Below are 20900 nucleotides of genomic sequence, written 5' to 3' on the forward strand. Positions count from 1 at the left end.
GCTCAAGATCGAGCGACCGCGTGCGGTGATAGGCGTTCGTCACGCCGGCCCGCGAGACTTCGGCCTCTCTATTCGGGACTTTATCGCTTCGACCGCCTGTTCCGTCGCATCGGGCGCGCAGCAATCCACCACGACGCGCTCCGGCATCGCGCGCAGCCATGTCAACTGGCGCTTGCACAACTGCCGCGTCGCGAAGATGCCCTTGTCGCGCATCTCGTCGTAGCCGGTCAGGCCGTCGAGGTATTCCCACGCCTGCCGATAGCCGACGCAGCGCATCGACGGCATCGACACATCGAGGTCGCCCCGCGCGCGCAGGCGCTTCACTTCGTCGATGAAACCGTGCGCGAGCATCGCGTCGAAGCGCGCCGCGATGCGCGCATGCAGCACCGCGCGGTCCGACGGTTCCAGCGCGATCGGCACGAAGTCATACGGCGCTTCCTGCTCCAGCACGCGCGGCGCGGCGAGCAGCGCGGACATCGGCTGACCGGTCAGCAGATATATTTCGAGCGCGCGCTGGATGCGCTGCGAATCGTTCGGCGCGAGGCGCGCCGCGGTCTGCGGATCGACCGCCGCGAGCCGCGCGTGCAGCGCGGGCCAGCCGTCGCGCGCGGCGTCGGCGTCGAGCGTGGCGCGCACGGACGGATCGGCGGGCGGCAGGTCGTTGAGGCCCTGCGTCAGCGCCTTGTAGTACAGCATCGTGCCGCCGACCAGCAGCGGCACGTTTCCCCGCGCGACGATTTCGCCGACCAGCCGAAGCGCATCCGCGCGAAACTGGGCAGCGGAGTAAGCGTCGGCCGGATCGATGATATCGATCAGATGATGCGGCGCGGCCGCCCGCTCCGCCGCGCTGGGCTTGGCCGTGCCGATATCCATCTCGCGATAGACGAGCGCCGAGTCCACGCTCACGATTTCCACCGGCCGCGCCGAGGCCGCCGCGAACGCGAGCGCCGCCGCCGTCTTGCCCGACGCCGTCGGCCCGAGCAGACAGACCACGCGCAAAGAATTACTCATTGTCCGCGCATGAAGAGGCGGTCGAGGTCCGCGAGCGTCAGCTGATACCACGTCGGGCGGCCGTGATTGCATTGATCGGCGCGTTCGGTGGCTTCCATCTGACGCAAGAGGGCGTTCATTTCGTCGAGCGTGAGGCGGCGATTGGCGCGCACCGCATGGTGGCAGGCGAGCGTGCCGAGCAGTTCGTGCTGCCGCTCGGTGAGCACGCGCGATCCGCCGTACGCGTGAAGGTCGCCGAGCACGGCGCGGGCGAGCGCGACGAGGTCCGCGTCCTTCAGCAGCGCGGGCACCGCGCGAATCGCGATGGACGTCGGCGAGAGCACCGCGAGATCGAAGCCGAGCGCGTCGAGCGTCTCGCGTTCTTCATCGACGATGCCGATTTCCACCGGATCCGCCGTCATCGAGACCGGAATCAGAAGCGGCTGCACGGCGATGGAGCGGTCCGCGAGCGCGTGCTTGAACTGCTCGTAGAGGATGCGTTCGTGCGCGGCGTGCATGTCCACGATGACGAGTCCGCGCGCGTTCTGAGCGAGCACGTAGATGCCGTGAATCTGGCCGACGGCGAAGCCGAGCGGCTGCTCGTCGGCGTGTGCGTGGCTCGCGGCGGCGTAGGCGGGCGCGCTGTCGTCGTTGGCCCACGCGACGGCGGGCGATGCCTCTGCCGCAGACGCTACCGGCGCATCGGCGTCTTTGCGCCCGAACAACGCGTCGTAGAGCGCGAGCGGCTGGGCGACGGGCAGCGACCCTTGCGTCATGCGCGACTGACGCATCCACGTGGTGCCGTTTTCGTTCCTGGCTACCGATCCCGCGCTCGCGACAGGCCGCGCGCTGAACGACGCCGGCCCGGTCGGTTCGAGTTGCGCCGCGTGCCCGCCCGCTGTCGTTTCCGGCGACGCGCCCGCGTGCCGCGCGAGCGCCCGTTGCACCGCGTGGAACACGTACTGATGAATCGAGCGCGAGTCGCGAAACCGCACCTCGATCTTCGACGGATGCACGTTCACGTCCACCGATTCAGGGGGCAGGTCGAGAAACAGCACGTACGCCGGATAGCGGTTCCCGTGCAGCACGTCCTCGTAGGCGGCGCGAACCGCGTGCGTGAGCAGCTTGTCGCGCACGAAGCGGCCGTTCACGAAGAAATACTGCTGGTCCGCGCGTCCGCGGCTCGCGGTCGGCAGGCCCGCGCAACCGTACACCGCAAGCGGGCCGGCGCGTTCGTCCAGCGGCAGATGCGAGGTCTCGAACACTTCGCCCAGAATTTTGGCGACGCGCGTGGCCGGATCGCTCGCGTTCCAGTGCTCGACGGCCTTGCCGTTATGCATCACGGAAATGGCGACGTCGGGCCGCGCGAGCGCCACGCGGCGAATGACTTCCAGGCAATGCCCGAGCTCGGTTTGTTCGCTTTTCAGGAACTTTCGGCGCGCCGGCGTGTTGAAGTAAAGCTCGCGCACGTCGATGGTCGTGCCGACCGTGCCCGCCGCGGGGGAAATGACGCCCGTTTGCGCGTCGATGCGCGTGGCGTGCGCGCAGTCTTCGGTGCGGCTCGTGATGAACAGCTCCGCCACCGATGCGATCGACGCGATCGCTTCGCCGCGAAAACCGAGCGTGGCGACGGCTTCGAGATCGGCGAGCGAGCGGATCTTGCTGGTCGCGTGCCGCATGAGCGCGAGCGGGAGTTCCTCGGGAGGCATGCCGCAGCCGTCGTCGGCGATCACGATGCGCTTCACGCCGCCTTCGTCGAGCGTCACGCGCAAGCTGCGCGCGCCGGCATCGAGCGCGTTTTCCAGCAGTTCCTTGACCACGGACGCCGGTCGCTCGACCACTTCGCCCGCGGCAATCTGGCTGATGAGCTGGTCGGGAAGCGGGGCGATGGCGCGCGAACGGCGCGCGACGGCGGCGGTCGAAGCGCCGGCGGGGAGTTCGTTGAGGTCGGCCATGCCGAAATTATAGCCATTCGCATCGGCCGCTCGCGGGGGCGCATCGTTCCGACAATGCGTCGCCAGATGGCGGCTCGATACGTGCTTTTTAACCGACGCGCCGAGTCACTTCGGTATCATGGCGCGACCCTTCGCTTCTTTGCCGGCTCACTTCTTCGAGGACAGTTTTTTGGACACGCTGCTGCATTTCCTGGGCCTCATCCTGCACATCGACAAATCGCTCGGTGACTTCATTCACACGTATGGCGCGTGGGTGTACGCCGTGCTGTTCCTCATCGTGTTCTGCGAAACGGGGCTTGTGGTCTTCCCGTTTCTGCCGGGCGATTCGCTGCTTTTCATCGGCGGCGCGTTCGCGGCCACGCACGAGATGGATCTCGGCGCGCTCATCGCGCTGCTGCTGATTGCGGCTGTGGCCGGCAACACAGTCAATTACTGGATCGGACGCGCCATCGGCCCGAAGGTGTTCGATACGAACATACCGGTGCTCGAGCGCTTTCTGGATCGCAAGGCGCTGCAAAAGACGCATAACTTCTACGATCGCCACGGCGGCAAGACGATCGTGATCGCGCGTTTCGTGCCTGTTGTGCGTACGTTCGCGCCGTTCGTGGCGGGGGCGTCCGCGATGAACGCGACGCGGTTTCAGCTCTTCAACATTCTCGGCGCGGCCATCTGGGTGCTGCTTCTCGTGCTGCTCGGCTACTTCTTCGGGAATATCCCGTTCATCCGGCAGTATTTGAACGTGATCGTGCTGGTCGGCATTGGCGCCGCCATCGTGCCGATTGCGTTAGGCGCGCTGTGGAAGATGAGCCGTCGCGGCTCGAAGGTGTGAAGGCGACGTGAGTGGAGTTCGCCGGGCCGGCGCTTCGCGTGTCGCCAGAAGCGCGGCCCGACATGCCGATGCGCCGTTACGCGCGCCGGAACAGGCGGATGACGAAAAGCAGCACCACTGCGCCGATCACCGCCGTCAGCAGCGAACCGAGCAGGCCGCCGCCGAGCGAAATGCCGAGCACGCCGAAGAGCCAATTGCCGACGACGCCGCCCACGATGCCTACGAGAATGTCCACGAACACGCCGAAGCCCGTGCCGTTCATGATGAGGCCGGCGAGCCAGCCCGCGATGCCGCCAATAATCAAACTGGTGAAGATTCCAAGATGCGTGATGTGCATGCGCTAGTACTCCGCGAAAATGAGGAAATTGCAGGACTGCAGGAGGCTCCCGCTTTCGAGCGCCGTGAATGTAGCGGAAAGCGCGGTGCCAAAAGCGCGCAAAGTGTCAAGGATTGTGGATCGTCTGTTTGGCTCAACGCGTGAATGCTCGGGCGTGCCGCGACGCCAACGCACTGGCGGGCAGAATCGTGAAAAATTTAGAATCCCAAAGGATCAGGCGAAGTTTCGCCTAAAGTGTCTCGTCGACTGACCTGAAGAAGTGGATTCTGAATGTTTTATGCTGTCGGAGTTTCGTCCGAACCGAAGGTGAAACGCGTGAGCGGACGCGGATCGCGGCTTGCGGTCATAGCGTTTTGCGCGCTGGCGCTTTCGCTGCTGCCGGGCTGCGGCATCGTCGGATGTGTCGGTACCTCGTTGTATGGCGTCGGCTTGACCGTGTGTTAGCGCGGCGGCCGGCGGCGGAAAAATCAAAGAGCGTTGCACTAGATCAAGACAAGAGCATGAGAAAGTTGCAGTCGATGCACACAGTTGTCATGGGACCACGCACTCGGGCGGTCATCGCGAGTTTCGGGCTCGCCGCATCCGTCGCGGCAGGTCTTGCCGGATGCACGTCGACGCCGCGCACGCCAGCGCCCATCGTCGACAATTCGATTTCGCCGCCGCCTGTGGTCGTGAGTTCGCCAGTCAGCACGGCGCCCGTTCCGGTGGCGCCGGGTGCGTCGGCTTCCGCGCCGGTTGAGGCGGGTTTTTATCGCGTGAAGCCGGGCGACACGCTCTACGGCATCTCGCGTCAATACAAACAAAAGCCCGCCGATCTCGCTGCGTGGAACAACCTGCCGGAGAGCAAGCAGGTCAACGTCGGGCAGGTGTTGCGCGTGGTGCCGCCGGGTGCGTCCATGTCGACGGCGGCTGCGGGTTCGTCTTCGTCTTCGAAAAACCTGCCGCCGCTCCTGCCGACGCCGGGCAAGCAGACGGCAGAGAAATCGAGCGAGAAGACGATCGAGAAATCAACGGAGAAAGCTGCCGAGAAGCCCGCCGCGACGGCTTCCGCGGGCAAGGGCACGTTCGTCTGGCCGGTGAAGGGCGAGATCGTGCGCGGCTTCGGGGCGAGCGGCAGCAAGGGCATCGACATCGCGGGCAAGGTCGGCGAGCCCGTGAAGGCTGCGGCGCCCGGCAAGGTCGTGTATGCGGGGAGCGGCTTGCGGTCGTACGGGCGCATGATCATCGTCCGGCATAGCAACGACTATCTGACCGCCTACGCGTACAACGACAAGCTCCTCGTGCGCGAAGGCGATACGGTCAAACAGGGCGCGACGATCGCCGATATGGGAACCGGCCCGAGCGGGTCGCCGGTGCTGCATTTCGAGATCAGAAAGGCGGGCGCCGCCGTCGATCCCGTGCCGCTGCTCGGCGCGGGCAGTTGAGTCGAAGGAGCCGTATGAAGAGAATCATATGCGCGGCGCTCGTCGCGGCGTCGTTGCTCGCAGGCTGCGATCAGCAACAGAGCGGGGAAGCGATGAACAAACTCAGCTCGTTCTTCAACTCGGTGAAGCCGGACGTGCTGCTGCTGAAAGACCTCAAGCCCGGCGTCACGAACGAAGCGCAAATTCGCAAACAGATGGGCGAGCCGGAAACCGAGCGCACCTATACGGACGGCTCGAAGCGCCTCGAGTATCCGCGCGGCCCGGCCGGCACGAACACCTACATGGTGGATCTCGATCCGGATGGCCTGCTCGTCTCGGTCACCCAGGTGCTGACTGCCGAGAACATCGCGAAAGTGCGGCCGGGCATGACGCAGGACGAAGTGCGGCGACTGCTCGGCAAGCCGACGACGGTCGCCGAATACCGGCTGAAGCAGGAGCGCGTGTGGAGCTGGCATTGGCTTGAAGACGGCGTGAATCGCGACGCCATGTTCAACGCGCATTTCGGCCCGGACGGCACGGTGGTCACGACCTCCCGTTCGGAGGCGGAGGGCGGCGGACGGCATTGACGACAGGGCGGCAGCAGCGGCAAAGGCGTTGAGGCAATGAGCGAAAACTATATCGGCAAGAGACAACGCGCATTGATGGACGAAGCGTTGCGATACCGCGAGCGCGCATCCGCGGAAGCGAACGACGACGCATTCGTCCGCTGGGCGTGCACGCGCGGGCATGACTGGGATGACGCGCTGGACGCGTCGCAGAACGTGCGCTGCATGAACTGCGCGACGCAGCGGCGCGAGGCCGAAATGGCCCGGGCGCGCGCAATTGCAGAAGTCCGTGGCGGCGCGCTCGTGCCGTCGCGTCATTCGGGCGCGGCGTCGTCGCTGACGTGGCAATGCGCGTTCGGGCACGTCTGGCAAGCGGATGCCGATGCGGCTCAGCGTCGCTGGTGCGACGAGTGCGCGCGCACCATCTTCGCCCGTTACCGCTGAGCGCACGGCTCGCGAAAAAGAAAAAGCCGGCGATTTGCCGGCTTTTAACTTCATTGTCGGGGCGATGGCTGTTCACTTCTTCGCCTGCTACTCGCCGGGACGTTGGCAAAGACCTGCGCGAGACATCGCGCCCATTCTTTACCCACGGCTCGGTCGAGTGCCGCCCGTCTTCTTGGTCTCTCGTTGCGCTGAAACACCCCCGTGCGCAAAAACAGTATCGCGCCTGGCGAATTGTATGAATGTACGGTGAGCAACATTTCGTGCCAGATCACGTTGGGGATGGGGCGAGTTCGTGGGGAGTTGCGCGGGCGGTCATTAGCGATTGAGTGACGGCGCTCGCTTGCGCCCGGGCGATGTGTTCGAGCGACGCCGCGTCGAGCTGTGCTGCGAAGAGCGCGAGCGCATCGCACAGGCGACGATGCGCGGCGGCGTCGAGGCTCCACTGCGAAGTCGCGGCGCGAAAGGCGTCGAGCGCCGTCAGCGTTTCTTCCGCGCGTTCGAGCTCGTCCACGCGTTCGCTCGCATAACCGATGCGAGCAAGTTCGCGCGCAATCAGCACATGACTGCGCAGGGTCGTCGAAAGCGCATGTGATCCGTGCCCGCGGCAAAATGCGTCGAGAGCGGCGTAGCACTTCAACAGCATCAGATCGATGACCGGCTCGCGGGCAGTTCGGCTCTGGCTGAGCGCTCGCATAAGCGGTGACAAGGTAGGGCGCGCGGCGTGGCTGATCGACGATGTCTTTCTCACGGATAAGCTCCCGAAGAAGTTGCATGCGGACCGATGCGAATGGCTGCGCGGGCCGCTGGCTGCTTGACTTTCGAACCATGATGGCATCGAAGACTTAGCGGCGTATTAAGACGCTTCGGCCGATTCTGCGAGGAAAGGGCGGCGTTGAACCGGATGCAGACGACAAAAAAGCCGCTGTCCTTGCGGAGCAGCGGCTTTTTCTTGAAGCTGGTGGCGAATCAGGGACTCGAACCCCGGACCTGCGGATTATGATTCCGTCGCTCTAACCGACTGAGCTAATTCGCCGAAAGAAGCCGAGATTATGGCGGCGGTTGAAACGTCTGTCAACCCCTGCCGCGCGTTTTTCCTGACACGGCGGCAGGGCAGATTAAACCAGCGCCTTCAATCCTCGTGATACACGTTCGACTTGCGCGTGTCCTTCACGAACAACATGCCGATCACAAACGTCGCGAGCGCGATCACCACCGGATACCACAAGCCCGAGTAGATGTCGCCGCGCGCCGCCACGATCGCGAAAGCCGTCGCGGGCAGGAAGCCGCCGAACCAGCCATTGCCGATGTGATACGGCAGCGACATCGACGTATAGCGAATCCGCGCCGGGAACATCTCGACCAGCATCGCGGCGATCGGGCCATACACCATCGTCACGAAGATCACGAGGATGGTCAGAATCACGATCGCCATCGGCCAGTTGATGAGCGCCGGATCGGCCTTCGCCGGGTAGCCGGCGCTCTTCAGCGTGCCGGCGAGCGTCTTGTCGAACGCCGCGCCTTGCGCCTTGGCGTCGGCGGCCTTGCCGTCGTACGTGTTCACGACCGTTTCGCCGACCTTGATCTGCGCCAGCGTGCCGGCGGGCGCGGCCACGTTCTGATAGTTGAGGCCGGCCTTCGACAGAGCGCTCTTCGCGATATCGCACGACGACGTGAACTTCGACGTGCCCACCGGATTGAACTGGAACGAGCACTCGTCCGGGTTGGCGATCACGGTGATCGGCGACTTCTGCGTCGCGGCTTCGAGCGTCGGGTTCGTGTAGTGTGCGAGCGCCTTGAAGAGCGGGAAGAAGGTCAGCGCCGCGATCAGGCAGCCCGCCATGATGATCGGCTTGCGCCCGATGCGATCCGACAGCGAACCGAAGAACACGAAGAACGGCGTGCCGATGAGCAGCGCGACCGCCACCATGATGTTTGCGCTCGTGCCGTCCACCTTCAGCGTCTGCGTCAGGAAGAAAAGCGAGTAGAACTGGCCCGTGTACCATACCACTGCCTGGCCCGCCGTCAGACCGAACAGCGCGAGCAGCACGATCTTCAGGTTCTTCCATTCGCCGAACGCTTCGGTGAGCGGCGCCTTCGAGGTCTTGCCCTCGGATTTGATGCGCTCGAACACCGGCGATTCGTGCAGTTTCATGCGAATCCAGACCGACACGGCGAGCAGCAGGATCGACACGAGGAAGGGCACGCGCCACGCCCATGCGCCGAACTGCTCCTCCCCGGTCGCCGTGCGCACGGCCAGAATCACGATCAGCGAGATGAAGAGGCCGAGCGTCGCGGTCGTCTGAATCCACGCAGTCCACGCGCCGCGCTTGTTGGCGGGCGCGTGTTCGGCCACGTACGTCGCGGCGCCGCCATACTCGCCGCCGAGCGCGAGCCCTTGCAACAGCCGCATCGCGATGAAGATGATCGGCGCGGCGATGCCGATGGTCGCATAGCCGGGCAAAAAGCCGATCAGGAACGTGGAAAGACCCATGATGACGATCGTCACCAGGAACGTGTACTTGCGGCCGACCATGTCGCCGAGCCGCCCGAACACGATCGCGCCGAACGGACGCACCGCGAAGCCCGCCGCGAAGCCGAGCAACGTAAAGATGAAGCCGGCCGTCGGGTTGACGCCCGAGAAGAACGTCTTGCTGATGTAGATCGCAAGCGAGCCCGCGAGATAAAAGTCGTACCACTCGAACACGGTGCCGAGCGACGAGGCGAAGATGACCTTCCGCTCCTCGTTCGTCATCGGCGCGTGCGAAATGCGCCCTTCGACCGTTGCCATGAATCGTCTCCTTAGGTTTTCCGTCTGATTCCCGATTCCATCGGGCCGCACGCGCGGCGCCGGTGCAAGGATTATTGGAACGAAAACTTACGGCGTTCTGACTCGGGCTATTTGGGCTCTCGACGTGGGCGGACGGTTGAAATTCTGCTAACTCGTCTATAAGGCGCTGAGATCGGCAAACAAACTGCGCCTATCGCGCTAAATCATCGGCGCGCTTCCGCGTGCGCGCTCAGGGTTTGTCCCGGGCAGGATAAACCCGCTGCAAGCTGACGCGAACCAGCGTCCCGGCGAGCCTCGGCGCTTCCTGATAGACGTGATCCTCGATGGCGAGCGTGCCGCCGTGAATCGTCGCGATCTCCTTGACGATGGCAAGGCCGAGGCCGCTTCCATCGCCTTCGCGGCCGAGAATGCGATAGAAACGCTCCACCACGCGCTCGCGTTCGGCCGGCGGAATGCCGAGGCCGGTGTCTTCCACTTCCAGATGCACGAGATCGAGATTCGTGTCGTCGGCCCGCACGCGCACGGTGATGCGCCCGCCGGTCGGCGTGTAGCGGATCGCGTTGTCGATCAGATTGGACAGCATCTCGCGCAACATCACCGCGTTGCCTTCCACTTCGACCGGATACGGCGGCTCCTCATAGCCGATGTCCATGCGCTTGGCGAGCGCCGCCTGCACCCAGTCGCGCACGGCGAGGCGCGCGAGATCCGTCAACTCGACGTGCGAGAAGATCTGCCCGTTCGCGCGATTTTCCGCGCGGGCAAGCGCCAGCAGTTGCGTAACGAGCCGCGCGGCGTGTTCCGAACTGGTCGCGATCTGTTCGAGCGAGCGCTGCACTTCGTTCGACACGTCCTGCCGCAGCGCGAGTTCCGCCTGCATGCGCAGGCCGGCCAGCGGCGTTTTCATCTGATGCGCGGCATCGGCGATAAAGCGCTTCTGGAACTCCATGTTCTGTTCGAGCCGCGTGAGCAGATCGTTGAACGAGGCGACGAGCGGCGCGATTTCGGGCGGCGCGCGGCCGGCTTCGAGCGGCGAGAGATCGTCGGGGCGGCGAGCGCGGATATTCGATTGCAGCGCGTGCAGCGGCGCGAGCCCGCGCGACAGCCCGAACCAGACGAGCACGATGGCGAGCGGCAGGATCACGAACTGCGGCAGGATCACGCCCTTGATGATGTCGTTGGCGAGCTGGCTTCGCTTGTCGAGCGTCTCGGCCACTTGCACGAGCACCGGCTGCGCGTTCTGCGCGTCGAGTGCGGGAAGGTCCACGGTCGTATAGGCGACGCGAATATCGTTGCCGCGCAGCACGTCGTCCCGAAACTCGACGATGCCCGGCTGCGGCCGGTCGTCTTCGTGCGGCAAGGGCATGTCGCGGTCGCCGCCGACCAGTTCGCCGCGCGTGCCGAGCACCTGAAAGAAAACGCTGTCGACGTTGTCCGCGCGCAGAAAATCGCGCGTTGCGTCGGGCAGCCTGAGTTCCGCGACGCCGTTGACCGGCTGAATCTGACGCGCGATGACGTAGGCATCCGCTTCTAGCGCGCGGTCGAACGGTCCGTTCGCGATGGACTTCGCGACCAGATAGGTCACGGCAATGCTCATCGGCCAGAGCAGCAGAAGCGGCGCGAGCATCCAGTCGAGAATCTCGCCGAAGAGCGAGCGCGGATGCGTCTCGCTGTCCGGTTCCAGCTCGTCCGGCGGGGCGAAGGGATTGGCGTAGCGCGCGTCGCGCAGCGCGTCGGAATCGGCGGTGGCTGCGTTGGGTTCAGGCGGCGTGCGCGGCGGCTCGTGTGCGCGTTTGCTGGAAACGGACGAGGCCATGCTTGGCCCGGCCTAGTGATGGCTCGGCGGCATCGGCGCGCTCGCCGACGCGCCGTTCGACGCTTTTTCGAGCGTGTAGCCGAGCCCGCGCACGGTGATGATGCGCGCGCCGCTCGGCTCGATCTTCTTGCGCAGCCGGTGGACGTAGACCTCGATCGCGTTGTTGCTGACTTCCTCGCCCCATTCGCACAGGTGATTGACGAGCTGTTCCTTCGACACGAGGCGCCCGGTCCGCTGCAGCAGCACTTCGAGCACGCCCAGCTCGCGCGCCGACAAGTCGATCACCTGATCGCCGATATGCGCGATGCGTCCCACCTGATCGAACGACAGCGAACCGTGCTTGACGACCGTCGGGCCGCCGCCCGCGCCACGCCGCGTGAGCGCGCGCACCCGCGCTTCCAGTTCGTTGAGCGCGAAGGGCTTGGCCATATAGTCGTCCGCGCCGAGATCGAGGCCCTTCACGCGCTCGTCGACGCTGTCGGCGGCGGTCAGGATCAGCACGGGCATCTGCGAATTACGCGCGCGCAGCCGGCGCAGCACTTCGAGACCGGGCATGAGCGGCAGCCCGAGATCGAGAATCAAGAGGTCGAAAGGCTGGAGCGTCAGCGCGGTGTCGGCCTCGACGCCATGCTTCACATGGTCGACGGCGTATCCCGATTGGCGGAGTGATCGGACAAGGCCGTCCGCGAGTATGCTGTCGTCTTCGGCAATGAGGATTCGCATCGTGTGTGCGCCTGATGCGCGGTAGCGCATTGCCGGCACCGCATTTCGCCCGGCGCGGCGGTCTCCAGGGTGTTGTGCGGTTTTTGCGCGGTTCGGGCGACGTGGAAAAAAGCCACGCGCGCCGCAATCGGGCTTGCAAAAACTACTGTTTTTTTATACAGTGTCTGCATCTGTGCGAAAAGCGGGTGAAAGTATGCGGAATCCGCATCGAAGCCCGCGCGCACAAGTCTCAGACGCCGTTCATCATAGCAAAGGACGATTCATGGAAGAAAGCAAGAAAGGCCCGGCTGGCATGACTGCGGAGAAGAGCAAGGCCCTCGCTGCCGCGCTCTCGCAGATCGAAAAGCAATTCGGCAAAGGGTCGATCATGCGGCTCGGCGCGGGTGAGGCGGTCGAAGACATTCAGGTTGTGTCCACCGGCTCGCTCGGACTGGATATCGCGCTCGGCGTGGGCGGCCTGCCGCGCGGCCGCGTCGTCGAGATCTACGGTCCGGAATCGTCGGGCAAGACCACGCTCACGCTGCAGGTGATCGCCGAAATGCAGAAGATCGGCGGCACGGCGGCATTCATCGACGCGGAACACGCGCTCGACGTGCAATACGCGCAGAAGCTCGGCGTGAACGTGCAGGAACTGCTGATCTCGCAGCCGGACACGGGCGAACAGGCGCTGGAAATCGCGGACGCGCTGGTGCGCTCGGGTTCCATCGACATGATCGTGATCGACTCCGTCGCGGCGCTCGTGCCGAAGGCGGAAATCGAAGGCGAAATGGGCGACTCACTGCCGGGTCTGCAAGCTCGCCTGATGTCGCAGGCGCTGCGCAAGCTCACCGGCACCATCAAGCGCACGAACTGCCTCGTGATCTTCATCAACCAGATCCGCATGAAGATCGGCGTGATGTTCGGCAACCCGGAAACCACCACGGGCGGTAACGCGCTGAAGTTCTATTCGTCGGTGCGTCTGGACATTCGCCGTATCGGGTCCATCAAGAAGAACGACGAAGTGATCGGCAACGAAACGCGCGTGAAGGTGGTGAAGAACAAGGTGTCGCCGCCGTTCCGCGAAGCCATCTTCGACATTCTGTACGGTGAGGGCATTTCGCGTCAGGGCGAGATCATCGACCTGGGCGTGCAGGCCAAGCTCGTCGACAAGGCGGGCGCGTGGTACAGCTATAACGGCGATCGCATCGGTCAGGGCAAGGACAACGCGCGGGAATTCCTGCGCGAGAACCCGGACATTGCACGCGAGATCGAGAACAAGATCCGCGAATCGCTGGGTGTGGCGGCGCTGGCAGATGGCGTCGCCGCGGGCGCAGCAGTCGCGGACGACGAATAAGCGTCCCGCCGCACGGTCGATGTTCAAGCGCCGGTTCGGATCGAAGGCTGGCAGCGCCGATGTTCGGCGGGGCCGTGCGGGTCGGTCTGACGGCGCGGGTGAGTCGGGCGACGATGCTGGGTCCGGATCGTCTGCGCGCAGCGTCGGTGAGTCCGCCGACCATGACAATGGCACAGACCATTACGAGCGCAGCAGCGAGCGGCGCGCGGTATCGACGAAATCTCGCTGGTCTACCCGAAGCATCACATCACGCGCCGACGCGAAGCCATTCGCGACGGCGCGTGGTGTTTCTGGAGCGGCGCAACGGCTCGTGAACGAATCCGAGCGGGCATCGTCGACAGAAACATTCGCGACGGTCCAGTCGCCGCGCTCGGCTGCTGACTCGTCAGAGACCGCAAACCCGACGCTCGATGCGAATCCGGACGCGCCATCACACGCCGCACGTGAGCCATTCGCGGCGCAAGACCCCGACCGCGCCGCTCGTCTCGCGCAGGCGCGTTCGCTTCTCGCTCAGGCCACGACGCAACCCGTCCAGAAGTTCGACGCGCCGCCCAAGCCGCCGAAAGGGGCCCGCTTACCGGACGACAGCGCCGATCCCTTGTCCAATCCCTTCGAAGACGCCGATCCGTTCGAGCCATTCGAGCAGTGCGCGCCCGAACCACCATCAAACCCGTCCTACAGCCGCTCGACGGAACGCCAGCGCAAGACACCGGACGCGAGCAACCCAAGACGACCGCAGCGCTCGCTGAAAGGCCGCGCATTGGCCTACCTTTCGCGCCGCGAATACAGTCGCGCGGAACTGTCGCGCAAACTGCGTCCGTACGTGCAGGAAGCCGACTCGCTCGAGAATACGCTCGACAGCCTGGAACGCGACGGCTGGTTGTCCAATGAGCGTTTCGTGGAGAGCGTCGTTCATCGTCGGGCGCCGCGCATGGGCGGCAGCCGGATCATTAACGAACTGAAGCGGCACGCGGTGGGCGAGGCGTTGATCGGCGAGACGGCGGACAAGCTAGCGCAAACCGAAACCGCGCGTGCTCAGGCCGTGTGGGAGAAGAAGTACGGCGTCGTGCCCGAGACGCCCGCCGAGCGCGCGAAACAGGCTCGCTTCCTTGCGGCGCGGGGTTTCTCGGCCAGCACCATCGGAAAAATTCTGAAAGGCGGCGACGAAGACTGGATCGAGGAGCCCAGCGACGATTAACGCACCCCTGACCGCCATGCGACGCGCCGTGCGCCGGCATTCGCCAATCATCAGGCGCATGCACGGCCCGAAATACTCGCTATGCTAAAATTCAACGGTTTCCCCGTTCCGGCTTTGGTCCCATGCCTCTTTCTCCGCCCGTTTCCCGACAGTTGCGCCATCGTCGCGCGATTCGGCTGGAAGCGTTCGAGCGGGACGACGGCCTGTGGGACATCGAAGCCTGTCTAACCGATGACAAGCCCCGCGACTTTCCGCTCGCGGCGGGCGTCCGGCCGCAAGGCCTGCCGATCCATGAACTCTGGCTGCGCATCACCATCGACCGCAAGCTCACCATCGTCGACGCCGAGGCGTCTTCCGAATGGGCGCCTTATGCGGCGTTGTGCGCCGAGTCGAATTCCGCGTATCGCGCGCTCATCGGACTCAATCTGCTCCAGAATTTTCGTCGCGAAGCCGGCGCGCGCCTGCGCGGAACGGCGGGCTGCACGCATCTCACCGAGCTGTGCGCCGTGTTGCCGACCGCCGCTATCCAGGCGTTCTCCGGCGAAGTGTGGTCCATCGAGAGCGGCAGTCCTTTCGCGCAAGGCGGACCCGAGTCGACGCCGGTCCAGCCGCCGTTCCAGCTCGGCCGCTGCCACGCGCTGCGCTTCGACGGCCCCGCCGTGCGCGAATACTATCCGCGCTGGTTCGGCCATGAGCCATCGCGTGCGGAAGATCGTGGCCAGGCGGAACGCGAAAAGCCGGACACCTGACGCGCGCGCGTTCCCAACGCGGAACGCTCCCGGCAACCGGTCAAGAATCAAACAATCAGCGGTTCAAGCAATTCGAAATCGAAGAAGTTCACTCCAACTCTCAGACTGAAGGAATCACGCATGAAGATTCACGAGTACCAGGGTAAGGAAATCCTGCGGAAATTCGGCGTCGCGGTCCCGCGCGGCAAACCCGTGTTCTCGGTGGATGATGCGGTCAAGGCCGCGGAAGAGCTGGGCGGCCCGGTTTGGGTCGTCAAGGCGCAGATTCACGCGGGCGGCCGCGGTAAGGGCGGCGGCGTGAAGGTCGCGAAGTCGATCGAACAGGTTCGCGAGTACGCGAACCAGATCCTCGGCATGCAGCTCGTCACGCACCAGACCGGTCCGGAAGGCCAGAAGGTGAACCGCCTGCTGATCGAAGAAGGCGCGGACATCAAGAAGGAACTGTACGTCGGCCTCGTGCTGGACCGCGTTTCGCAGAAGATCGTCGTGATGGCGTCGAGCGAAGGCGGCATGGACATCGAGGAAGTCGCGGAGAAGACGCCCGAACTGCTGCACAAGTTCGCCGTCGAGCCGGCGACGGGTCTGCAGGACGCAGACGCGGACGACCTCGCGCGCAAGATCGGCATTCCGGACGCATCGATCCCGCAAGCGCGCGCGATCCTGCAAGGTCTGTACAAGGCGTTCTACGAAACCGACGCATCGCTCGCCGAAATCAACCCGCTGATCCTGACCGGCGACGGCAAGGTGATCGCGCTCGACGCCAAGTTCAACTTCGATTCGAACGCGCTCTTCCGTCACCCGGAGATCGTCGCGTATCGCGATCTGGACGAAGAAGATCCGGCTGAAGTCGAAGCGTCGAAGTTCGACCTCGCGTACATCTCGCTCGACGGCAACATCGGCTGTCTCGTGAACGGCGCGGGCCTCGCGATGGCGACGATGGACACCATCAAGCTGTTCGGCGGCGAGCCGGCGAACTTCCTCGACGTCGGCGGCGGCGCGACGACCGAAAAGGTCACGGAAGCCTTCAAGCTGATGCTGAAGAACCCGAACCTGAAGGCGATTCTCGTCAACATCTTCGGCGGCATCATGCGCTGCGACGTGATCGCGGAAGGCGTGATCGCGGCGTCGAAGGCCGTGGACCTGAAGGTGCCGCTCGTCGTGCGCATGAAGGGCACCAACGAAGACCTCGGCAAGAAGATGCTGGCGGAGTCGGGACTGCCGATCATTTCGGCCGACAGCATGGAAGAAGCCGCGCAGAAGGTCGTCGCGGCTGCCGAAGGCAAGTAAGCGCGCTTCGCTTACCGAGCCTAAGAGAGCGTTCCACCAGATACGAATGGCGGCGCCAGCAACTGCTTTGGCGACGCCAAACGAACAGAGGTCACTACATGTCGATTCTGATCAACAAAGACACGAAGGTCATCACGCAGGGCATCACCGGCAAGACCGGCCAGTTCCACACGCGCGCGTGCCGCGAATACGCGAACGGCCGTGAAGCGTACGTCGCGGGCGTGAACCCGAAGAAGGCCGGCGAAGACTTCGAAGGCATTCCCATCTACGCGTCCGTCAAGGAAGCGAAGGCGGAAACCGGCGCGACCGTTTCGGTCATCTACGTGCCGCCCGCGGGCGCAGCCGCCGCGATCTGGGAAGCCGTCGAGGCCGATCTCGATCTCGCCATCTGCATCACGGAAGGCATTCCGGTTCGCGACATGCTCGAAATCAAGGACCGCATGCGCCGCGAAAATCGCAAGACGCTGCTGCTCGGACCGAACTGCCCCGGCACGATCACGCCGGACGAACTGAAGATCGGCATCATGCCGGGTCACATTCACAAGAAGGGTCGCATCGGCGTCGTGTCGCGTTCGGGCACGCTGACGTACGAAGCGGTCGGCCAACTGACGGCGCTCGGCCTCGGCCAGTCGTCGGCGGTCGGCATCGGCGGCGATCCGATCAACGGTCTAAAGCACATCGACGTGATGAAGATGTTCAACGACGATCCGGAAACGGACGCCGTCATCATGATCGGCGAGATCGGCGGTCCGGATGAAGCGAACGCCGCTTACTGGATCAAGGACAACATGAAGAAGCCGGTCGTCGGTTTCATTGCGGGCGTGACGGCGCCTCCGGGCAAGCGCATGGGCCATGCTGGCGCGCTGATCTCGGGCGGCGCGGACACGGCGGACGCCAAGCTCGAAATCATGGACGCGTGCGGCATCAAGGTCACGAAGAACCCGTCCGAGATGGGCCGCCTGCTGAAGTCGGTGATCTAAGGCAGTCGGGCACACAACGCGAGGGTTTGGTACTCTTACTGATTCCTTTCGTTCAGGCCGAAGAAAAAGCGAGGGAGCGTTGGCTTCCTCGCTTTTTTGTTTCCGGTCACAGCTCGTTCTGCCCATGCTCGAATTCTTCTCGACGCTCCATTGGGGCGCGGTCCTGCAAATCATCGTCATCGACATTCTGCTCGGGGGCGACAACGCCGTCGTGATCGCGCTTGCTTGCCGCGATCTTCCCGCCACGCAGCGCACGCGCGGCATCGTGCTCGGCACGCTCGGCGCCATTGTTCTGCGCGTCGTGCTGATCGCGTTCGCGGTGTTCCTGCTCGATATTCCGTTCCTGAAGTTTCTCGGCGGCTTGCTGCTTCTGTGGATCGGCATGAAGCTCCTGCAACCCGGCCACGACGAGCCCGACATCAGTTCGTCGGACAAGCTATGGGCGGCCGTCAAGACGATCATCGTCGCAGACGCGGTCATGAGTCTCGACAACGTGATCGCGATCGCGGGCGCGGCCGAGACTGCGGACCCGCAGCACCGCTTCGTGCTCGTGGTCTTCGGGCTCGTCGTGAGCATTCCGCTGATCGTGTGGGGCAGCACGCTGGTGCTGAAGCTGCTCGACCGCTTTCCGATCGTCGTGCTGCTCGGCGCGGGCTTGCTCGGGTGGATCGCGGGCGGACTCATCATCGACGATCCGTTCATCGACCGCTGGCCCGCGCTCAACACCGAAGCGGCGGGGTATGCCGCGCGCCTCGCGGGCGCGGCGCTCGTGATCGCGGCGGGCTGGCTGATGAAGCGCCGCGCGCTCGCGAGCACGGGCTGACCGCCACGGACGCAGGCGTTAGCCGAATGGCCGACTGTCGCGGCCGTCGCGCCCTCCCTACCATCGAAGCGTTCGGTTCGCATATCGCGGCCGACGCTTCGTGTCTTTCAGGGAGTGGCAATGACGAGCATGGTTTCGAATGTAAATGCGCCGCGCGACGGCGACGGCTTCGGTGCATGGCTGAAACGCGCGCAGGCGGGCGCGCGCGGTTTCACGCTGATCGAATTGATGATCGTGCTGGCGATCGTGGGCGTCGTCGCGGCTTACGCGATTCCCGCGTATCAGGACTATTTGTCGCGCAGCCGCGTGGGCGAGGGCATGTCGCTCGCGTCATCCGCTCGGCTCGCGGTGGCCGAGAATGCCGCGAGCGGCGCGGATCTGGCGAGCGCGTATGCGTCGCCGCCGGCCACGCGCAACATCGAATCCATTCACGTCGACAGCGACACCGGGCAGATCGCGATCGCCTATACGACGCGCGTCGCGCCGGCCGGATCGAACACGCTCGTGCTCGTGCCTTCCGCGCCCGATAACGCCGATACGCCGACGGCTCGCGTCGCGCTGACGCGTGGCTCGGTGCAAGCCGGCACGATCACGTGGGAATGCTTCGCGGCGGGCAAGGCGGCTTCGTCGCTGCCTGCGCCGGGCGCAGGACCCGTGCCGGCGCAAGCGGCCACCCTGCCGGCGAATCTAGCGCCGCCGGAGTGCCGCGCCTGAGCGAGTTGCACGCAGTGAACAAGAGGCATGAGCGCCGCGCGGGAACCTGTGGATTTCGTAGCATTTGCGGGTGCGCGGCGCACAGCGGACGCAAAGTTTTGTATAGTGCGCCGGTTCCCGACGTTCCCAGCCCCTCATGCCTTCCCAATTCGCGCGCTACCTCTGCTTCGCCGTTCTGTGTCTTGCGTTGACGATTCCGTTCGGCGTCGTCAACCACACGTATCCGATCCCGACGTTCTACGCCGAATACAGCGCGTTGGCCTTGTATCTTGCGCTCGGAGCCACGGTCGCCATACTCGTGCGCGTTTCGGAACCGCGCGTGCCGTTCGCGTCGCCGGTGGTCGCGCTGATGCCGCTCGCGTTCGGCATCGTGCTCGTCGCGCAGACGGTGCTGCTGCCGGTCGCGCAGCCTTCGATGAACTGGCTCGGCGGCGCCTATCTGCTCGCATCGTTCGTGGCCGTGCATACGGGGTTCGGGCTGGTGCGCGCGGGACTGTCGGAGAAGGCGTTGCGCATCGGCGCTGCCGCGTTGCTCGCGGGCGGGCTCTTCGCGGTGTTCTGCCAGACCGTGCAGTTGTTGCACATGGAGGCCAAATTCGCGCCGCTCGTCGTGGCATACAACGTCGCCATCAAACGGCGCCCTTTCGGGAACATGGCGCAGGCGAATCATCTTGCGACCGTCATCGCATTCGCCGTGGCGGGCGCGATGTATTTCGTGCAGACGCGCCGCATGCCTGTCGTGGTGTGGCTCGTGGTGTCGGCGGTGCTGTCGTTCGGCCTCGCGCTCACGGTGTCGCGTGGGCCGTGGCTGCAGACGGCGGTGATCGTCGTCGCCGGACTCTGGATGGCCTTCATCCGCCGACGCCCCGGCGCGGCCGACGACTTCGACAGCCCGATAGCGACCAGCGGACGCGACATCCGCGCCTGGATCATGCCGTTTGCGCTCGCGGCGGTGTTCCTGCTGGTCAACGCCGCGGTGCGCTGGGCCAACGTGCGGTATGGGCTCGGTCTCGCGCAGTCGGCGGCGGAGCGCATGCAGGACGCCAATCAGATCGCGCCGCGTCTTGCGCTGTGGAAGTACGGCTGGACCATGTTCAAGACGCATCCGCTGCTCGGCGTCGGCTGGGGCGAGTTTCCGCGTTATCAGTTCGACATGGTGCGCGAACTCGGCGGCGTGGAGATCGCGAACAACGCGCACGATATCTTCATCGACCTGCTCGCAAAAACCGGGCTGCTCGGGGTCGCGGTGCTGGTGGCGGGCATCGTCTTGTGGCTGATTCGCGTGCTGCGCGCGCCGCATACGCCCGCGCGCATCTTTGCGCTCTCGCTGCTGGGCGTGCTGATGATGCACGCGCTCGTCGAGTATCCGCAGCAGTACATGTTCTTTCTGATGCCCGCGATGCTCGTGATCGGTCTTCTGGAGACGCGGCCGCTGCGGCTCGTGGCGCGCCCGGTGTCGTACGGCGGCTACGTCTTTCTCGTCGTGGCGGGTCTGATTGCGCTGTATCCGACGATGCGCGACTACAACCGCGCCGAAGTGCTGTATTACGGCTCGCGGCCGGCGGAGCAGTATCGCGACGATCCGTCGTTCCTCTTCGGCGCATGGGGCCAGTATGGCGCCGCTACGTTGTTGCCGATGAACGCGCAGGACATCGAAGCGAAGCTGGCGGCGCATCGGCAGGCCATTGCGCTGCTGCCGGGCGAGACGGTGTTGCGCCGTTACGCGGTGTTGCAGGCGATCGCGGGTCAGCGCAAAGAGGCGCTCGATACCGTGGCGCGCCTGCAGATTTTCGCGACGGAACTGAACGACTGGCCGACGCAACTCGCGTCGCTGTATCAGTCGGTCGATGAAATCGGCGCGCCGCTGACGGACTTCAGGGCCGATCTCGTTAAGCGCTACGGGCCGCCTGCCGGAGCGGATGCCCACGCGGACGATGACGCCGACGAGTAAGCAGTAAGCACCCGGTT

At 64.7% G+C, this 20900-nt stretch carries 19 protein-coding genes and 1 tRNA gene; 12 read left to right on the forward strand and 8 right to left on the reverse strand.

Annotated features, from left to right (window positions below; translation table 11 throughout):
* Nucleotides 1–39: 39 nt before the first annotated feature.
* Together miaA and mutL are read right to left on the reverse strand one after the other, a co-directional pair.
* The gene (gene miaA, locus JYK05_RS02065; RefSeq protein ID WP_175939537.1) at nt 40–1011 is read right to left on the reverse strand and encodes a tRNA (adenosine(37)-N6)-dimethylallyltransferase MiaA; all 972 of its coding nucleotides are present in this window, start codon (nt 1009–1011) and stop codon (nt 40–42) included.
* Nucleotides 1008–2945, reverse strand: a complete 1938-nt coding sequence (mutL, locus tag JYK05_RS02070; protein WP_206467605.1) for a DNA mismatch repair endonuclease MutL — start codon at nt 2943–2945, stop codon at nt 1008–1010. Before mutL ends, miaA begins: the two co-directional genes overlap by 4 nt.
* A gap of 169 nt (nt 2946–3114) precedes the next feature.
* Between mutL and JYK05_RS02075 the strand changes: the two genes are divergently transcribed.
* Nucleotides 3115–3774 carry a VTT domain-containing protein gene (locus tag JYK05_RS02075; RefSeq protein WP_206467606.1) on the forward strand — a complete coding sequence of 220 codons (660 nt, stop codon included), beginning with the start codon at nt 3115–3117 and terminating at the stop codon, nt 3772–3774.
* Nucleotides 3775–3850: 76 nt separating this feature from the next.
* On the opposite strand, the gene JYK05_RS02080 is transcribed toward JYK05_RS02075, so the two are convergent.
* Entirely contained in the window at nt 3851–4111 is a 261-nt protein-coding gene (locus JYK05_RS02080; RefSeq protein WP_175939540.1) for a GlsB/YeaQ/YmgE family stress response membrane protein, read from the reverse strand.
* A gap of 533 nt (nt 4112–4644) precedes the next feature.
* Here JYK05_RS02080 and JYK05_RS02085 point away from each other — a divergent pair.
* From JYK05_RS02085 to JYK05_RS02095, 3 genes are read left to right on the forward strand one after another with little or no spacing between them, the layout of a single operon-like run.
* Complete coding sequence (locus tag JYK05_RS02085) at nt 4645–5535, forward strand: peptidoglycan DD-metalloendopeptidase family protein (RefSeq protein ID WP_241269824.1); 891 nt, start codon at nt 4645–4647, stop codon at nt 5533–5535.
* Between the two features lie 14 nt (nt 5536–5549).
* Nucleotides 5550–6101 carry an outer membrane protein assembly factor BamE gene (bamE, locus tag JYK05_RS02090; RefSeq protein WP_206467608.1) on the forward strand — a complete coding sequence of 184 codons (552 nt, stop codon included), beginning with the start codon at nt 5550–5552 and terminating at the stop codon, nt 6099–6101.
* Nucleotides 6102–6137: 36 nt separating this feature from the next.
* The gene (locus JYK05_RS02095) at nt 6138–6524 is read left to right on the forward strand and encodes a hypothetical protein (RefSeq protein ID WP_206467609.1); all 387 of its coding nucleotides are present in this window, start codon (nt 6138–6140) and stop codon (nt 6522–6524) included.
* A gap of 268 nt (nt 6525–6792) precedes the next feature.
* Here JYK05_RS02095 and JYK05_RS02100 read toward each other — a convergent pair whose 3' ends face one another.
* From JYK05_RS02100 to JYK05_RS02120, 5 genes are all read right to left on the reverse strand, one after another.
* Nucleotides 6793–7272 (reverse strand): hypothetical protein, encoded by a 480-nt coding sequence (locus JYK05_RS02100; protein ID WP_206467610.1) that lies wholly within the window; start codon nt 7270–7272, stop codon nt 6793–6795.
* A gap of 208 nt (nt 7273–7480) precedes the next feature.
* Nucleotides 7481–7557 (reverse strand) — tRNA-Met (locus tag JYK05_RS02105).
* 96 nt (nt 7558–7653) lie between these two features.
* Nucleotides 7654–9312: an MFS transporter gene (locus tag JYK05_RS02110; protein WP_175939545.1), complete on the reverse strand. Its 1659-nt coding sequence runs from the start codon at nt 9310–9312 to the stop codon at nt 7654–7656.
* A 229-nt stretch (nt 9313–9541) separates the two neighbouring features.
* On the reverse strand, nt 9542–11125 hold the full coding sequence (locus tag JYK05_RS02115) for a sensor histidine kinase (protein WP_206467611.1): 1584 nt from the start codon (nt 11123–11125) through the stop codon (nt 9542–9544).
* Nucleotides 11126–11137: 12 nt separating this feature from the next.
* Nucleotides 11138–11848 carry a response regulator transcription factor gene (locus tag JYK05_RS02120; protein ID WP_206467612.1) on the reverse strand — a complete coding sequence of 237 codons (711 nt, stop codon included), beginning with the start codon at nt 11846–11848 and terminating at the stop codon, nt 11138–11140.
* Between the two features lie 262 nt (nt 11849–12110).
* On the opposite strand from JYK05_RS02120, the gene recA reads away from it, so the two are divergent.
* The 8 genes from recA to JYK05_RS02160 all read left to right on the forward strand — a co-directional run bounded on the left by recA (nt 12111) and on the right by JYK05_RS02160 (nt 20883).
* Nucleotides 12111–13181 carry a recombinase RecA gene (recA, locus tag JYK05_RS02125; RefSeq protein WP_175939548.1) on the forward strand — a complete coding sequence of 357 codons (1071 nt, stop codon included), beginning with the start codon at nt 12111–12113 and terminating at the stop codon, nt 13179–13181.
* A 310-nt stretch (nt 13182–13491) separates the two neighbouring features.
* Nucleotides 13492–14379: a recombination regulator RecX gene (recX, locus tag JYK05_RS02130; protein WP_371826394.1), complete on the forward strand. Its 888-nt coding sequence runs from the start codon at nt 13492–13494 to the stop codon at nt 14377–14379.
* 122 nt (nt 14380–14501) lie between these two features.
* The gene (locus tag JYK05_RS02135; protein ID WP_206467614.1) at nt 14502–15128 is read left to right on the forward strand and encodes a DUF2889 domain-containing protein; all 627 of its coding nucleotides are present in this window, start codon (nt 14502–14504) and stop codon (nt 15126–15128) included.
* A 120-nt stretch (nt 15129–15248) separates the two neighbouring features.
* Complete coding sequence (gene sucC, locus JYK05_RS02140; RefSeq protein WP_175939551.1) at nt 15249–16415, forward strand: ADP-forming succinate--CoA ligase subunit beta; 1167 nt, start codon at nt 15249–15251, stop codon at nt 16413–16415.
* 98 nt (nt 16416–16513) lie between these two features.
* On the forward strand, nt 16514–17395 hold the full coding sequence (gene sucD / locus JYK05_RS02145; RefSeq protein ID WP_175939552.1) for a succinate--CoA ligase subunit alpha: 882 nt from the start codon (nt 16514–16516) through the stop codon (nt 17393–17395).
* Nucleotides 17396–17519: 124 nt separating this feature from the next.
* Nucleotides 17520–18218: a TerC family protein gene (locus JYK05_RS02150; protein ID WP_206467615.1), complete on the forward strand. Its 699-nt coding sequence runs from the start codon at nt 17520–17522 to the stop codon at nt 18216–18218.
* 120 nt (nt 18219–18338) lie between these two features.
* Complete coding sequence (locus JYK05_RS02155) at nt 18339–18932, forward strand: pilin (RefSeq protein WP_206467616.1); 594 nt, start codon at nt 18339–18341, stop codon at nt 18930–18932.
* Between the two features lie 136 nt (nt 18933–19068).
* Nucleotides 19069–20883, forward strand: coding sequence for a Wzy polymerase domain-containing protein (locus JYK05_RS02160; RefSeq protein WP_206467617.1), 1815 nt, complete (start codon nt 19069–19071; stop codon nt 20881–20883).
* Nucleotides 20884–20900: the final 17 nt, after the last annotated feature.

It is taken from the genome of Caballeronia sp. M1242 (genome assembly GCF_017220215.1).
Taxonomy (GTDB): domain Bacteria; phylum Pseudomonadota; class Gammaproteobacteria; order Burkholderiales; family Burkholderiaceae; genus Caballeronia.

Bases quoted from the DNA above. Each gene is read 5' to 3' on its own strand.
- recA (WP_175939548.1), top strand. From the start codon at position 12,111: ATGGAAGAAAGCAAGAAAGGCCCGGCTGGCATGACTGCGGAGAAGAGC.
- JYK05_RS02110 (WP_175939545.1), bottom strand. From the start codon at position 9,312: ATGGCAACGGTCGAAGGGCGCATTTCGCACGCGCCGATGACGAACGAG.
- bamE (WP_206467608.1), top strand. From the start codon at position 5,550: ATGAAGAGAATCATATGCGCGGCGCTCGTCGCGGCGTCGTTGCTCGCA.
- JYK05_RS02155 (WP_206467616.1), top strand. From the start codon at position 18,339: ATGACGAGCATGGTTTCGAATGTAAATGCGCCGCGCGACGGCGACGGC.
- JYK05_RS02080 (WP_175939540.1), bottom strand. From the start codon at position 4,111: ATGCACATCACGCATCTTGGAATCTTCACCAGTTTGATTATTGGCGGC.
- sucD (WP_175939552.1), top strand. From the start codon at position 16,514: ATGTCGATTCTGATCAACAAAGACACGAAGGTCATCACGCAGGGCATC.
- JYK05_RS02120 (WP_206467612.1), bottom strand. From the start codon at position 11,848: ATGCGAATCCTCATTGCCGAAGACGACAGCATACTCGCGGACGGCCTT.
- JYK05_RS02135 (WP_206467614.1), top strand. From the start codon at position 14,502: ATGCCTCTTTCTCCGCCCGTTTCCCGACAGTTGCGCCATCGTCGCGCG.
- miaA (WP_175939537.1), bottom strand. From the start codon at position 1,011: ATGAGTAATTCTTTGCGCGTGGTCTGTCTGCTCGGGCCGACGGCGTCG.
- JYK05_RS02150 (WP_206467615.1), top strand. From the start codon at position 17,520: ATGCTCGAATTCTTCTCGACGCTCCATTGGGGCGCGGTCCTGCAAATC.
- JYK05_RS02085 (WP_241269824.1), top strand. From the start codon at position 4,645: ATGGGACCACGCACTCGGGCGGTCATCGCGAGTTTCGGGCTCGCCGCA.
- mutL (WP_206467605.1), bottom strand. From the start codon at position 2,945: ATGGCCGACCTCAACGAACTCCCCGCCGGCGCTTCGACCGCCGCCGTC.
- JYK05_RS02115 (WP_206467611.1), bottom strand. From the start codon at position 11,125: ATGGCCTCGTCCGTTTCCAGCAAACGCGCACACGAGCCGCCGCGCACG.
- JYK05_RS02160 (WP_206467617.1), top strand. From the start codon at position 19,069: ATGCCTTCCCAATTCGCGCGCTACCTCTGCTTCGCCGTTCTGTGTCTT.
- JYK05_RS02095 (WP_206467609.1), top strand. From the start codon at position 6,138: ATGAGCGAAAACTATATCGGCAAGAGACAACGCGCATTGATGGACGAA.
- sucC (WP_175939551.1), top strand. From the start codon at position 15,249: ATGAAGATTCACGAGTACCAGGGTAAGGAAATCCTGCGGAAATTCGGC.